Source organism: Mycolicibacter arupensis, from assembly GCF_002086515.1.
In the GTDB taxonomy this organism is placed as follows: domain Bacteria; phylum Actinomycetota; class Actinomycetes; order Mycobacteriales; family Mycobacteriaceae; genus Mycobacterium; species Mycobacterium arupense.
The window spans coordinates 1-14,431 of the sequence record NZ_MVHH01000007.1 but is presented as its reverse complement, the minus strand read 5'-3'; the positions used below and the strand labels follow the sequence as shown (position 1 = coordinate 14,431).

At 67.1% G+C, this 14,431-nt stretch carries 13 protein-coding genes, 1 pseudogene and 1 riboswitch; of the genes and pseudogenes, 1 reads left to right on the top strand and 13 read right to left on the bottom strand.

From position 1 onward, the window contains the following. Positions 1 to 21: 21 nt before the first annotated feature. From BST15_RS05295 to secA2, 5 genes are all read right to left on the bottom strand, one after another. Positions 22 to 792 carry a DUF881 domain-containing protein gene (locus BST15_RS05295; protein ID WP_046189076.1) on the bottom strand — a complete coding sequence of 257 codons (771 nt, stop codon included), beginning with the start codon at positions 790 to 792 and terminating at the stop codon, positions 22 to 24. Between the two features lie 6 nt (positions 793 to 798). Next, the gene (locus tag BST15_RS05290; RefSeq protein ID WP_046189077.1) at positions 799 to 1,131 is read right to left on the bottom strand and encodes a small basic family protein; all 333 of its coding nucleotides are present in this window, start codon (positions 1,129 to 1,131) and stop codon (positions 799 to 801) included. Positions 1,132 to 1,213: 82 nt separating this feature from the next. After that, positions 1,214 to 2,146, bottom strand: coding sequence for a DUF881 domain-containing protein (locus BST15_RS05285; protein ID WP_046189088.1), 933 nt, complete (start codon positions 2,144 to 2,146; stop codon positions 1,214 to 1,216). Beyond that, positions 2,139 to 2,741, bottom strand: coding sequence for a CDP-alcohol phosphatidyltransferase family protein (locus tag BST15_RS05280; RefSeq protein WP_046189078.1), 603 nt, complete (start codon positions 2,739 to 2,741; stop codon positions 2,139 to 2,141). The genes BST15_RS05285 and BST15_RS05280 overlap by 8 nt, the downstream gene beginning before the upstream one ends. 9 nt (positions 2,742 to 2,750) lie before the next feature. Beyond that, a complete protein-coding gene (gene secA2, locus BST15_RS05275; RefSeq protein ID WP_046189079.1) occupies positions 2,751 to 5,102 on the bottom strand; it encodes an accessory Sec system translocase SecA2 in 2,352 nt (783 codons plus the stop codon). 183 nt (positions 5,103 to 5,285) lie between these two features. On the opposite strand from secA2, the gene BST15_RS05270 reads away from it, so the two are divergent. After that, positions 5,286 to 7,220, top strand: a complete 1,935-nt coding sequence (locus tag BST15_RS05270; protein WP_046189080.1) for an ABC transporter ATP-binding protein/permease — start codon at positions 5,286 to 5,288, stop codon at positions 7,218 to 7,220. Here the strand turns inward: BST15_RS05270 and BST15_RS05265 are convergent. The 8 genes and pseudogenes from BST15_RS05265 to BST15_RS05230 form a co-directional block, all read right to left on the bottom strand. After that, entirely contained in the window at positions 7,217 to 8,668 is a 1,452-nt protein-coding gene (locus tag BST15_RS05265) for an FAD-binding protein (protein WP_046189081.1), read from the bottom strand. The genes BST15_RS05270 and BST15_RS05265 overlap by 4 nt on opposite strands. Continuing rightward, a complete protein-coding gene (locus BST15_RS05260) occupies positions 8,665 to 9,165 on the bottom strand; it encodes a VOC family protein (RefSeq protein ID WP_046189082.1) in 501 nt (166 codons plus the stop codon). Before BST15_RS05260 ends, BST15_RS05265 begins: the two co-directional genes overlap by 4 nt. Next, positions 9,162 to 9,836: an Rv1815 family serine proteinase gene (locus BST15_RS05255; protein ID WP_052751387.1), complete on the bottom strand. Its 675-nt coding sequence runs from the start codon at positions 9,834 to 9,836 to the stop codon at positions 9,162 to 9,164. The genes BST15_RS05260 and BST15_RS05255 overlap by 4 nt, the downstream gene beginning before the upstream one ends. 117 nt (positions 9,837 to 9,953) lie before the next feature. After that, positions 9,954 to 10,514: a LysM peptidoglycan-binding domain-containing protein gene (locus tag BST15_RS05250; protein ID WP_109370730.1), complete on the bottom strand. Its 561-nt coding sequence runs from the start codon at positions 10,512 to 10,514 to the stop codon at positions 9,954 to 9,956. Between the two features lie 120 nt (positions 10,515 to 10,634). Beyond that, positions 10,635 to 11,516 carry a sterol desaturase family protein gene (locus BST15_RS05245; protein WP_109370729.1) on the bottom strand — a complete coding sequence of 294 codons (882 nt, stop codon included), beginning with the start codon at positions 11,514 to 11,516 and terminating at the stop codon, positions 10,635 to 10,637. Between the two features lie 82 nt (positions 11,517 to 11,598). Next, positions 11,599 to 12,312: an MgtC/SapB family protein gene (locus tag BST15_RS05240; protein ID WP_046189085.1), complete on the bottom strand. Its 714-nt coding sequence runs from the start codon at positions 12,310 to 12,312 to the stop codon at positions 11,599 to 11,601. Between the two features lie 21 nt (positions 12,313 to 12,333). Next, positions 12,334 to 13,500 (bottom strand): PPE family protein, encoded by a 1,167-nt coding sequence (locus BST15_RS05235; protein WP_046189086.1) that lies wholly within the window; start codon positions 13,498 to 13,500, stop codon positions 12,334 to 12,336. Positions 13,501 to 13,939: 439 nt separating this feature from the next. Continuing rightward, positions 13,940 to 14,125, bottom strand: a riboswitch (M-box (ykoK) riboswitch). Between the two features lie 190 nt (positions 14,126 to 14,315). Continuing rightward, positions 14,316 to 14,431 (bottom strand): annotated as a pseudogene (locus BST15_RS05230) (type VII secretion protein EsxI); the annotation flags it as partial.

Below are 14,431 nucleotides of genomic sequence, written 5' to 3'. Positions count from 1 at the left end.
GTGCTCCTTGCGCTGTCGGGCTCACTTGACTGGCTGAGCGTATTGGCGTGGTTTCGGTTGCCGCAACACGGTCACCTCAACGCGGTCCGCCTGTTGCACCGTCATCGCCCCGCCGAGCCGCCTGACACTGTCGACGGCCCCGCCGGGAATGTTCATCGCAGCCGCCAAAGTCGGCGGATCACCAATCGCCAGAACCGAATACGGAGGCGTCAGCGCGGTGCCGTCGAATTCCACCGCGCCGGGGGCTCCTGCCACCCATGAGTCCACGCCGATGCGCACCGCCCTGGTGCCGTCGCGAACCTCCATCGCCTCGGCACCGGCCGCCCGAAGCTCGTTGATCACGTCGAGCATCGTCTCGGGTGCTACCCCGCGGGCGGCGTCGTCGATGGTGATCACGACGCCGGGCCCGACCGCTCCCACGGTGCCGATCATGATGGCCAGTGCGGCGAGTCGCGCCTGGGCGTTCTCGATCGCGGCCTGATCGCTGCTCCCGGACTTCTGCAGGGCGTCGAGCGTTTGCTGCAGCTCGGCGACTTCGGTGCCCAGCGTGGCTTCACGTTGACGCAGCGAATCCAGCAACACCAACAGGTCGGCGGGCCGCGCCGTCTCCAGGGCGTCCTCGGAATCGTGCTGGCGGACCTGAGTGACGATCGCCACCCCCAGCAGCAGGCACAGCAGCAGGCCCAGCACGCTGAACAACGGTCCGGACCGCCCGTTCGGCGGCGCACTCTCCTGCCGGGGCGAGTGCGACAGCTCGTGTCTGCCGTGCGGCTCCGGATCGGTGCTACTCATGGGAGATCAGGCCCCGAACAGCCGTCGCCGCAACGCCGCCGCGTTGCCGAAGATCCGGATTCCCAGCACCACGATGATCGCGGTCGACAACTGCGTGCCGACACCCAACTGATCACCGAGATAGACCAGCAGCGCGGCCACCAGGACGTTGAACACGAACGACACGACGAATACCTTCGCGTCGAAGATCCGCTCCAGGTATGCGCGCAGCCCGCCGAACACCGCATCCAGTGCCGCCACCACCGCGATCGGCAGATAGGGCTGAACGACTTCCGGCACGCTGGGGTGAAAGACCAGTCCGAGCACGATGCCGGCGATCAGCGCCGCGATACCGATCATTGTGCAATCACTCCAGCCTCCCGAACCGCACCCCAGCCGACCGCGCCATCTGAAGCACCGCAACCCGCAGCGCAAGCTTGCGTCACGATGCCCCGATCTGTTTGGCAAATCGGACATCTCGTACCGATCCCGCCGGCAGGGTCAGGTCGACCGAGCCGCGCCCGTCGACCCGCACCACCACCCCGTAGGAGGCCTCGAGCAGACGGAGCCGGTACAGACCGGGGCTGCGGTCGAAGGTGTCGCGCAACTCACGTGGCGGACCGATGGCCTGCACTGCGTAGGGGCTATTGATCGGCTTGTTGTCGACCAGGATGGCGCCGCCGGCTTGGCGGATCGTGACGTTGGGGCCGATGCGGACATCGCCGATGGCGATCGCCTCGGCTCCGCTGGCCCACAGTGAGTTGACCACCAGCTGCAGGTCGCGGTCCAAGATGATCTGCTGACTGCCCGACACGCGCTGTTTGGAGGCATCGGAGAGGTTCCGTCCGGCGCCGGGGTCGGTCACGGTGACGACCACCCCGGGACCGGTGACGCGGGTGCCGGCGGATTCCAGGCTGAGCGCGTCCAGGCCGGCCAGCACCCGCTGGCCCTGGGCATCGTCGGCCAGCCGGTGCCGTTGTAGATCGTCGACCTGGTTGGCGTAGGCGTCGCGTTTGTCGGCGAGCTTGCCGGTGGCCGCTTCGGCCGCTCGCACGTTCGCGGCCAGAACCTGTTGAGCGTCACGCACCCCGGGAGCCACCGAGCGGGCCTGGGCCACTCCGACGGCGAACACGCTCGCCACCACCAGCGCCGCCAACGCCTTCCACACCCATCCCGCCGCGCGGGTTCTGGCGGGCAGCGGTGTACCACGGCGCCGGCGTCGAGCGGCCGCCGCTGCATAGCCGGGGTCGAGGTGTTCGGACAGCAGCGAACGCAGCAGCGAAGGCACCGCGAACGTGCGCGGGCGCCCGGCCTCATGGGCACCGGCGAAGCCCTGGGAGTCGTAGCCGCTCAGAGCGAAGAACGGTTCAGCCACCACTGACCTTCGGCATCCTGCGCACCACCAGCGTCACCTGGATCAGATACAGCACGAACGCCCACAGATACATGCCCAACCCCCAGATGAGGAAGCCCCATCCGGCCGACAACACGACCCGGCTGGCCAGGTTGTCCCACTGCCCCAGCAGGATCAGCGGAAACGCCGACATCAGCGCGAAGGTGCCCGCCTTGCCCACGTAGGTCACCGGCAGCGCCGTCAGGCCCCGACTGCGCAATGCCGGCAGGGTGGTGGCGAGCAGCAGATCCCGGGCCAACAAGACGCCGATGATCCACCAGGGCACCAGCCCCCGCACCCCGAACGCCACCGGAATCGCCAGCATGTAGAGCCGGTCTATCGCCGGATCGAGCAGGGCACCCAGCGTCGAGTACTGATTGAACAGGCGAGCCACTTTGCCGTCAGCCCAGTCGGAGGCACCGCTGAGCATCAGGGTCGCCACTGCCGGCCCGTCGGCCCGGGCGATCAGCAGCAGATAGAGGAAAAGGCCGATCAGGCCGAGCCGAGCCACGCTGATGACGTTGGGCACGGTGAGTACCCGGTCCTGAACGCGATCGGAGCTGGACCCGACAGTCATACCGACCCCCTAGCGGAAGATCCCGGGCAGGCTCAGCGCGTCCATGCTGTCGTCGCTCAGCGGGTTGTCCCGGACCATGTAGGTCCATGTCGAGGTGGGTCGCGCCAGCTTGGACAGGTCGACACCGGGCTCGGACTCGATCGCGTCCGAGGTCTCCAGGGTCTGCTGCGACGCCTCAATGGCGTCGGCGGCCAGCGAGGCGAAGGCGTCCAGCGCCATCCGGTGGAATTCGTCGAGCGGATTCTGCCGGCCCAACGCACGCAGGTGGATGCTCTCCCGAATGTCTGCCAGGAAGGCCAGGTGGTCGGCCCACCCTCGATCCAGGTGATAGAGCATGATCAGGCGGCAGATCTTCTCCAGCTTGGCCTCGCCGTCCTCACCCAGCTGCTTCTTGAGCTCCGCGTAGCGTTTGGGAGTGAGCTCGGCGAGCTCCTCGCGCGCGGCCGGAGTGGACAACAGGGTGTTGCGGCGCTCCACGATGATGGCGCGCTGCTGGGCTATCAACTGGTTGTAGCGCCAGGTGTTGGCGTGGATGTCGAGCAGTTTGCCCTCGGCGATGCGCTGCGCGTGGTCGAGCAGACCGGAGGCCTTCGGGCTCAGAATGCGGCCATCATCGTCGGTCTCGGTGGGCAGCTTGTTGTCTTCCAGGTTGGTCGCGGCGACATCGTCCTCCCAGCTGGAGAAGAACACCGACGACCCCGGGTCGCCCTGGCGGCCGGCCCGACCCCGCAACTGGTTGTCCAGACGCTGGGTGTGCTGCCGGCCGGTTCCGATGACATGCAGCCCGCCCAGCTCGACGATCTGGTCGTGGTCAGCCTCATCGGAACCGCCCAGCCGGATGTCGGTGCCACGCCCGGCCATCTGGGTGGAGACGGTGACCACCCCGAGCTTGCCCGCCTCGGCGATCACGGTGGCCTCTTCGGCGTCATTCTTGGCGTTGAGGACCACCGCCGGAACGCCGCGCTTACGCAGCCGCTCGTAGAGCTCTTCGGACTCCGCGACGTCGTGGGTGCCCACCAGCACCGGCTGTCCGGTGGCGTGCACCTCGACGATATGGGCCACGATCGCATCGTTTTTGGCCGCGGCGGTGATGTAGACCCGGTCCGCCTCGTCTTCGCGGATGTTGGGCATGTTGGGCGGGATCGGTGAGACTCCCAGCTGGTAGAACTGCCGCAGCTGCTCACCGGCAGCCAGGGCCGTCCCGGTCATGCCACACACGGTGGGGTAACGGTTGACCAGGGCCTGCACCGTGATGGTGTCGAGCACCTCGCCGGTCTCGGTGGTCTCGATGCCCTCCTTGGCCTCCACCGCGGCCTGCAGGCCGTCCGGCCAGCGCTGCAGGGCGGCGATGCGACCGCGCGAGGCGTTGATCAACTGCACCTTGCCGTCGCGCACGATGTAGTGCACGTCGCGCTGCAGCAGCACGTGGGCATGCAGCGCCACGTTGATCTCGGTGAGCGTGGAGACCACATGCTCCTCGGAGTACAGGTCGATTCCGCCGAGCGCCTTCTCCACCTTGCGGGCACCCACCTCGGTGAGGTGGATGTTGCGGCGGTCCTCGTCGGAGTCGTAGTCCACGCCGGGCTTGAGCCGGCCCACCAGGTGGACGATCTCCATCCGCGGGGTCTCCCGGTGGGTGGTGCCGGCCAGCACCAGCGGCACCAGTGCCTCGTCGACCAGCACCGAGTCGGCCTCGTCGATCAGCGCGACATCGGGGTTGGGCGATACCAGGTCCTCGACATCGGTGACCAGCTGATCACGCAGCACGTCGAAGCCGATCTCGTTGACCGATGCGTAGGTGACGTCGCATTGGTAGGCCGCACGTCGCTCGGCCGGCGTGGACTCCTCGGTGATCCACCCGACGGTGACGCCGAGTGCCTCCAACAGCGGGCCCATCCATTCGGCGTCGCGGCGGGCCAGGTAGTCGTTGATGGTCACCACATGCACGTGCCGGCCGCCGATGGCGTAGCCGGCGGCCGCGATGGCGCCCGACAGGGTCTTGCCTTCGCCGGTGGCCATCTCGACGACATCGCCGGCCAGCATTCGCAGCGCGCCCTGCAGCTGGACGTCGAACGGGCGTTGTCCGATGCTGCGTTCGGCGGCCTCGCGGGCGATCGCCAGGAACTGCGGGATGTCCGAGGCGTCGGCCAGGTCCTTCAGCTTGAGCAGTTGCGCAGCCTGACGCAGCTTTTCGTCGTCGAGCCCAGCGGCCTTCTCGGCGTACTCGGCGGCGGCCGTGACCTCGGCCATCGAACGACTCTGGTTCTTTTCGGTGCTGGCGCCCAGCAGTTTCCAGAATCTCCCGCTGAGGCGACCCGACTTGGTTCGCGTTCCGGAGTCAGTCTTGGAGGTGTTAGCCACAGCACAACGGTACGCGGTAGCCACCGCCCGCGAGCCGGGGGCACCACCGCGTCGGCGGGTCACTGCGGCAATCCTCACCCGGCGCGACGCGCCCGCCCTGCGGTAGGTTTCGCACGGGGTTCTCGATTCGTTGATCGGCCGCGACGCGGTTCCGGCGATGGAGACGGCAAGGAGACATCGACAGTGGACTCGAAGCTGTTCAATCCATCTATCGACTGGGCGCATGCGTTACCCGATTCCCTGGTGTGGATCGCGATGGCCTGGAGCATCAGTGCCGTCGGGGTGCTGGCCGTGGCGGCGCTGCTGCGGGTCAGCACCCGCTGGGGACGCCAGTTCTGGGAGATCAGCGGGCCCTACTTCACCGGACGAGAGAGCGTCCGGGTCTGGGTGATGCTGGGCGTGCTGCTGCTGTCGGTGATCACCGCGGTGCGGCTCAATGTGCTGTTCAGCTTCCAGGGCAACGACCTGTATTCGTCGCTGCAGACCGCGTTCCAGGGCGCTGCAGGCAACGATGAGGCCGTCAGGGAGTCTGGCGTGCACGGCTTCTGGATGTCGATCGCGATCTTCAGCGTGATGGCGGTGCTGCATGTGGCCCGGGTGATGCTCGACATCTACCTGACCCAGCACTTCATGGTGAACTGGCGGATCTGGCTGACCGAACGCCTTACCGGTGACTGGTTGGACGGCCGGGCCTACTATCGGGCCCGCTTCGTCACCACGCCGCTGGACCCGGCCGTGGGCGAGGCCATCGAAGGCGCTATCGACAACCCCGACCAGCGCATTCAGCAGGACATCGACATCTTCACCGCGGGCAATGGCGCCAGCGTCAACGCACCGGCCAACAGCACCGGCAGCACGCTGCTGTTCGGTGCCGTGCAGTCCATGGTCACCGTGGTGTCATTCGCCGCGATCTTGTGGAACCTCTCTGGCACCCTGACCGTCTTCGGGTTCGACATCCCGCGCGCGATGTTCCTGATCGTGCTGGTCTACGTGACGGTCGCGACCATCGTCGCGTTCTGGATCGGCCGGCCGCTGATCCGACTGAGTTTCCGCAACGAGCTCACCAACGCCGCCTTCCGCTACGCGCTGGTGCGCGTGCGCGACGCGGCCGAATCGGTCGCGTTCTACCGGGGCGAGCTGGCCGAGCGAATCCAGTTGCGGACCAGGTTCCGCGCCATCGTCTCGAACTACCTGGCGTTCGTGAACCGAACCATCGGGTTCGCCGGCTGGAACCTGTCGGTGAGCCAGGCGATCGTGCCGCTGCCCTGGGTGATCCAGGCGCCGCGACTGTTCGACGGACAGATCATGTTCGGCGGGGTCGCGCAGACCGCGTCGGCGTTCGGCAGCATCTCGGACTCACTGTCGTTCTTCCGCAACGCCTATGACAACTTCGCCGGCTACCGCGCCTCGATCATCCGGCTGCACGGGTTGCTGGAGGCCAATCGCGAGGCCAGGGAGCTGCCCGAGCTGCTGGTCAAACCCAGCCCGGACGACAGCGTGGCCCTGGAGGGCGTCGAGGTGCGCAGCCCCGAGGGTGTCCCGCTGATCGAGGCACTCGACGTGCAGCTGGGCACCGGTGACGCACTGATGATCGCCGGCCCGTCGGGCAGCGGCAAGACCACGTTGCTGCGCAGCCTGGCGCAGCTGTGGCCGTACGCCTCGGGCACCCTGCGCCGACCGGATGCCACCAACGCCACCATGTTCATCTCGCAGTTGCCCTACATCCCGCTGGGTGACCTGCGCACGGTCGTGTCCTATCCACTGGAGGTCGGCGAGGTCACCGACGCGGCCATCGTGGAGGCGCTGAACAAGGTGTCCCTGCCGAATCTGGTCGACCGGCTCGACGACGTCGAGGACTGGGCCAAGGTGCTCTCGCCGGGCGAGCAGCAGCGGGTGGCGTTCGCCCGAATCCTGTTGACCCGGCCCAAAGCCGCGTTCCTGGATGAGTCGACGTCAGCGCTGGACGAGGGGTTGGAGCTGGCGCTGTACCGACTGCTGCGCAGCGAACTGCCCGACACCATCCTGGTCAGCGTGAGCCATCGGCACACCGTCCGCCAGCACCATCACCACGTGCTCGAACTGCGCGGCCAGGGCCGCTGGGAGCTCAGCCCGGTCTAGCGCGCGGCCGCGTGCGCTCCGGCGCGCCGGCCGAAGAACGAGCCCTCCCCCAGCTGGGTCCCGCTGGCGTACCCCTTGCCGTCCTGGGCGATGTTGGCGGCGCAGGCGCCGGCGGCGTACAGGCCCGGTATCGGGCTGCCGTCGGCGTGCAGCACTTCGCCGTCTACCGATGTCGCCAGCCCACCCATGGTGAAACCGGCGTACATCGCCTTGCCCAGGGTCAGATCGAACGCACCCCACGGCCCGGTGTCCTGCGGAGCCAAGAACGGCGGCTGCTTGTGGAAGTCCGGGTCCTGCCCCTGAGCCGCGTACGTGTTGTAGCGGTCCAGGGTGGCCACCAGGTTTCCTTCCGGAATGCCCAGTGCGGCTTCCATTTCCGGCACCGTCTCCCATCCGTCGATGAGCGGCACCAACGGCACCTGCGGCTTGCGCATGTGCGCCTCGTCGACGATCAGGTACGCCGCGCTGTCCGGTTGGTCCATCACAAAACCCGACGTCCGTGAGTGATAGGAGTCCTCGGCGACGAAGCGCTTGCCGTCGGAGTTGACGATGATCCCGGTGAGCAGGATCGACGGCGGATAGACGGGCGCGGTGATGAATATCTGATCCATGTGCTTGGTCGCGCCGCCGGCCGAGATGCCCATCCGGATGCCCAGGCCGTCGTCGTAGGTGTTGCCCAAGACGAAGGGCTTCTCCGCAAGCTTGGGCGTGTGCTGCGCCACCATCTCCGGGTTCATCACGAAGCCACCGGCGGCGATCACCACCGACTTCGCCTTGATGACACCACTTTCGGTGAAGTGCTTCCATGCCACGCCCACCACGGCACCGGAGGCGTCGGTGACCAGACCGGTAGCACCGGTCTCGTAACGGATTGCCACGCCGAGACTGTCGGCCCGCTTGAGCAGTAGGTCGATCGCCATCTTGGCGCCCTGGGTGTCGCCGGGCACCGGGACCTTGTGTCCGCGCGGGGCCGGAATGGCCTCGTTCAGGAACGGCCACACCTTCTCGTTGCCGGTGTACATCAGCCCTTCGGTGTTGGGCTGGATGACCGCCTTCTCCGGGTAGAAGCTGCGCTCGAAAGCGATGCCCAGGTCTTCGAGCCAGTTGAAGTGTTCGACGCTGCCGTCACAGTAGGCCCGGATCTTGTCGTGCTCGGGCTCGCGCGACACCGCGACGAGGTACTTGTACATCTCTTCCGGCGAGTCGGAATGTCCGGTGGCCTGCTGGACGGCGGTGCCGCCGCCGAGGTAGAAGTGGCCGCCGGCCATGGAGGTGGTACCGCCGGCTTCGGCGGCGCGCTCCAGCACCAGGACCCGGGCTCCGGCTGCCGCCGCCGTGACCGCCGCGCAGCCACCGGCGATGCCGAAGCCGATCACCACGACATCCACCTCGTCGGACCACTCCGAAACTGCTTCGGCGCTGGTGGTTTCGGGGATCTGGGTGCTCACCGTTGCTCCTGTTTGATGTACTCGAACACGGACCGGATCTCAGCGGGGATGTAAGCGATCTCCAGGTAGGGGATGCCGGCGTCCGGAGCTGAGACGTACGCGAATTGCATACCGCCGGGCATGACACCCTGGGCAACCACCGGGGCGCCCCGATCGGCGGCGTCGTTCAGCATAGCTGCGAAGTCGTTCGGGTCCTCGGCCTCGATGCAGACATGGTGCAGGCCTGGCCCGCCGGCATGCAGGAAGTCGGTGTAGAGGCTGCGCCCGCGAACCGGTGCGATCAGCTCCAACTGCATGTCGCCGACATAGCTCAGTGCGATATCGGCCACGAAATCCGCCGGTTCGCCGAGGTAGGTGCAGGTGTCTGGAGCGAAGTGCACCCCGGGCATCCGGATCCACTTGCGGACGCCCAGCAACGCGGTCAGGGTCGATTCGGTGGCGTCCAGGTCGTTGGCCACCCAGGCGATCTGGATCGGCGGACGGGGCGTCGTGGTCACGGCGGTGGAGCCTGTACGCCGACGTCCTCGCGGACCTGCTGGGAGATCGCCGACCACGACACGGCCGCGGGGTACTCGCCCCACACGCTGTTGAACAGGCCGACGATGCGGGCCGGGCCGCCGTCTGGGATGGCATACACCGGCCCGCCGGAGTCACCCTGCTGACTGCGGATGCTGCGACTCATGGTGAACCAGCCGTTGTTGATCCGTTCGATGGCGCCGCAGGTCTCTCCGGTGACGATGCCGAAGTGGCAGACCGGTTCGCCCGGATTCATCTCGCGGTCCGGACCGGCCTGCAGCTGCAGGCCACCCGGCAGCACATCGTTGACCTCAACGTCGTCGGCCAAGACGATCGAAGCGTAGTCGGCGATCACCTGGTCGGTGTTGACGGTGGAGCCGTTGGGTGTGTTGTCACGGAACGTCGCCAAGCGGCCGATGAACCGCCCGCCCCGGTCGGTGACCGCACCACTGCCCCGGCAATGGCCGGCGGTGAAGGCCACCCGCAGCACCGGGTCAACGTAGCCCAGGGTGCACACGTGGGTGTCTTGGCGGATCTCCATGCCGGGAAACACCAGCACCCCATCGGCTCGGGCCATGACCACCGTGGGGCCGGCGGTTGCGGCACCGATCCCCATCACCATCGCCAGCACCCGCGCAACGAGCCTGCGCAACCGTCGACTCCTATCGTTGTGGGCCGGTTTCGGTCCGGCCGGACCAAGCCAGGCGTGGCGCAGCGCGGCGGCCCGGCCCCTGGGGATCCGGGCCGCCGCGTCAGCGTCGCGCGGCGATCAGGGGATCGTCAGCTCCTGACCGGGGTGGATGAGGTCGGGGTTGGCGATACCGCTGGCCTCCGCGATCTGCGGGTACTTGTTGCCGTCACCGTAGAACCGCTCGGCGATGGCGAACAAGGTGTCACCGGAGACCACGGTGTAGGTGCGGGCCGCGGGTGCGGCCTCCTCGACGGGAGCTTCTTCAGCGGGAGCCTCTTCGGCCTTCGGCTCCTCGGGCGGCGGCGCGTCGGTCTCGGTCTTGGTGGACCAGGCCGCGCCGTCGGCGGCGTACAGCACCAGGTTGCGGTCGTCCTGCAGAACCAGCTTGACGTCCTTCTTGCCCTTGGTGTCGGTGTGCCAGATCGGCTTGTCGGCGGTGTAGATCACGAAGTTGCCGTCCGACTGCACCTCGGCGCGCACCACGTCGTTGCCGTTGGTGCCCGACGCCCAGACAGCCTTGCCCCGCGCTGCCAGCACCAGGTTGCCGTCGTCCTGCAACATCAGGGTGTATGCCCCGTTATTGGAGGTCAGCGACTCACCCTTGACCAGCTTCTTACCTGCGGTGAGCGTGTCTCCCAAGCTCTGTGCCACGTTGTCCCCTTCTTCTCGGAACGCCGCGATCTGAATCGGCGGGCGTTGTCGCTCGGATGCGACGTTCGCCAGCCTAGGCGAACACCCGGCGGTGCGCCGCTCATTACGTCAGGGTGATTTCGGTGCCCCCGCACGGGCCGGCTCGCGGACGCCGGGCTGCCAGCCGGGCGGCCCGAAGATATAGCCCAGCCGGTCGCGCCAGCGAGTCGCGCTGCGCACGTCGGCGATGATCGAGGCGTACTCGTGGAACTGCAGAGTGATGATGTTGTAGGTGTCGACCGGCTTGGTCAGCCCGTAGTGCGGACGAAACCGCTCCGGGGTGAAGCTGCCGAAGATCCGGTCCCAGATGATGAGGATGCCGCCATAGTTGCGGTCCAGGTACTCCGGATCCATACCGTGGTGTACCCGGTGATGCGACGGAGTGTTGAAGATGAACTCCACTGCGCGCGGCAACTTGTCGATCCGTTCGGTATGCACCCAGAACTGGTAGACCAGGCTCACAGTGAAACTGGCGAACACCATCCACGGCGGAATACCCAACAACGGCAAGGGAATCCACATCAGGATCTCACCGCTGTTGTTCCACTTCTGGCGCAGCGCGGTGGCGAAATTGAAGTAGCGGCTGGAGTGGTGGGCCTGATGGGTGGCCCAGATCAGCCGGATCCGATGCGCGATCCGGTGGTAGGTGTAATAGAGCAGGTCCACACCGACGAGCGCTATGACCCACGTGTACCAGCGCTGCGGCGACAGATGCCACGGCGCCACATAGGTGTAGATGGCCGCGTAGCCCAGCAGCGCGACGAATTTCCAGCCGGCGGTGGTGGCCATGGACACCAAGCCCATCGAGATGCTGGCCCACGCATCCTGAGTCCGATACCCGCCGACGGGCACCACCTCGGCCTCGGACTGCTCCAGTTTGCGTGCGGCCAACCACTCCAACGTCAGCAGCAGCAGGAAAAAGGGCACGGCGAAGATAACCGGGTCGCGCATCGGCCCGGGCAGCACCGATAACACACCTGCGAACGCTTCCACCGTCGCTACCTCCGGAACATCAGCCTAGCCGTCGATCCGATCACTCCGGCGACAGCGACGACTGGTCCTCGGCATGCCACTGCACCGCGTAGACACCTGGCTGCAGGGACAGTTCGGCGACCAGGCGCTCGAGCCGGTCCGGCGCCCGACTGTCCGACAACATGGTGGCGGTGAGGGCGATGTTGTCGTCGCCCACACGACCGGTGTGGATCCCCCGCAGAATCAGATCATTGCTTGCGGTGTGTTGGACGATCTGGGCGCGCAGGTACTTCTCGGACTTCGGCCGGCAGACCACCTGCACCTCGTACGGCGACTGCGGTTCGTCCTCCTCCACATGCTGGTCTCGGTCGATCAACCGGCCGAGCGGGCGCAGCAACAGGTGAGTACCGATGACTGCTCCGGTACCGATCAATGCGAACGCCAGATCCCCGGCCGCCGCCAGCACGCCCACCGCGGCCGAACACCACAGCGTGGCCGCGGTGTTGAGGCCACGGACGTTGAACCCCTCACGCAGGATCACCCCGCCGCCGAGGAACCCCACGCCCGAGACCACATAGGACGCGACGCGGGTGGAGCTGGCGTCCCCCGCGGCCACGGCGTACAGCACGAACAGCGTCGCACCGGCGGCGACGAGAGCGTTGGTACGCAATCCCGCCATCCGGGCACGCCACTGTCTTTCCAGCCCGATCAGTGCACCGCAGCCCAGCCCGACAGCCAGTCGCAAACTGAACTCGGCGACGCTCAGCGTCTGCATGACCTCAACGATGTCACATGCCTAGCCGGCGACAACCGGCCGAGCCATCACTGTGGGCTTGAAGCCGTACCGGGGTGCGGCGAAGCCGTAGTTGCGCTGGCCCGCACCGGCCAGCGGCACACCGGGCATGCCGGCGGCGCCGGCCTGCGGCGGGTGGGCGGAGACCGTCCAGCCGGTGGCCGCGACCGAGGTGCCCGGGGCGTTGCTCGTGGGCACCGAAGCCGCCCAGGTGTGCGGCACCGACAGCCCCCCGACCGCAGCGGACTGCCCCATGCTCGCCGAGGCCGCGTTGAGCCCGGCGCCAAGCCCTTGTCCTCCCGTGGCCATACCCAACGCGCCGAGCGTCGGCGTGAACGGGTCGATCGCACCCAGGCCCAGCGGGTCACCGGCCGCAATGGCTGCACCACGCACCACCGCCATGTCGGCGGCGAAACTGGAGACCGCAGCCGCGCCCATCGGGCTGAACGAGCTGCTCATCAGGTTGGTGATGCCGTTGGTCAGGTCGCCCGTGCTGATCCCTTCTCCCTCGAGCGGCGTCGCGAGTGCCTGCAGCGCCTGCGGTGTGTTGGCGATCGCCTGGGACAGCGTGTCTTGAGCGCTGGTCGTTGCCGCCGTCCCGGCCGCCTGGTTAACCGCGCCCTGCTGGGCCCCCTGAGCCGAAGGGTCGGCGATCTCCCGCGGCGAGCTGAACGGTGTGACCGTGGTGGCCGCCGCCGACGCCGCTGCGTAGCCGTACATCGCCGCGGCGTCTTGGGCCCACATCTGCCCGTACTGCGCCTCGGTGGCTGCGATCGCCGCGGCGTTCAGGCCGAGGAAGTTGCTGGCCACCAGCGCAGCGAGCTGGGCGCGGTTGGCGACGATCAGCGGCGGGGGCACCGTCATCGCGTACGCCGCGTCGAAGGCCGCGGCGGCCGCCCTGGCCTGACTGGCGGCCTGCTCCAGCTGGGCGGCGGTGACGCCCATCCAGACCGCATAGGGCGCTGCCGCGGCTGCCATCGCGTTGGAGGCCGGACCCATCCAGCCTTCGCCGACGAGGCCGTTGACGATCGCCTGGTAGCCGACCTCGGCCGACATGAGTTCTGCCGCCAATTTGTCCCAGGCTCCCGCGGCCGCCATCATCGGTCCCGAGCCGGGGCCGGTGTAGATGCGAGCCGAGTTGATCTCGGGGGGAAGTGCGCCGAAGTCCATGGTATTGCTCCTTTTTGCTCACTGGTTTTGCCATGAGTGGCTGGTCTTGTGGGGTGTGCAGGCACGGTCGATGCCCGAAATGGGTTGCGGCCGTATTTCAGACGGCAGGACGGATCGGGACAGCCGGCTATGGCGACATACCGGGGCTGGGCACGCCAAACACATCGCTTGCCCGATCAAGAGTTCGACGGGTCAATCGATTTCAGGACATGCCGAAGCCTGGCGCCCTCCGCGGGGAATGGCACGCCAGGAACAGAACTCAGCGCCGGTGCGAATCACATGGTGAAAGCGGTACCGAGATCGAGGGAAACGAACATCGATCTCGGATAGGAACTATCACTCGGACTCAATGTCGCTCTCACCTCCTCTCGGCCTGGGCACGCGCGGGTGCCTGCACATAAACACGACGAGGAGGAGTCGCCCGGAAATACCGGACTACTTCGCACCCCTCTCGTCAGAGCTTCGGCACCACACGGCGTGTCCGTGCCTGCGCAAAGATCGCAGGCCGGAAGCCACTTGGGCTCAACCCTTAATCCGGGAGGAGCTGTCCTGACCCGGGGCGTCTTTCGACGTTCGGGGTCAGTGGCCTATATCCGTGTAGACGCCTCACCTAACGAGGTGCTTGTCTGATCATAGTGCATCAGCGGGGCGTAACGGTCAATCCACACCGCCGGGTCGCCGGCGACGTACTGGAATTCGACTGTGAAACAAGCGATGGCTTCCTCCCCTGGCCGGAAATGACCCACGCCCCAACGCAAAACGCGGCAGTACACCCGTGGATCGGGTGTGCTGCCGCGCTGCGAACTGCGGGACACTCAGGCCCAGCTGGAACCAACCGAGGCGTCGGTGTTGGCCATGTTGTTGCCGGCCGACTGAACCTTCTGACCGTGCGAGTTGGCCTGCTGGTAGATCACCGCGAAGTTGCGGCCCA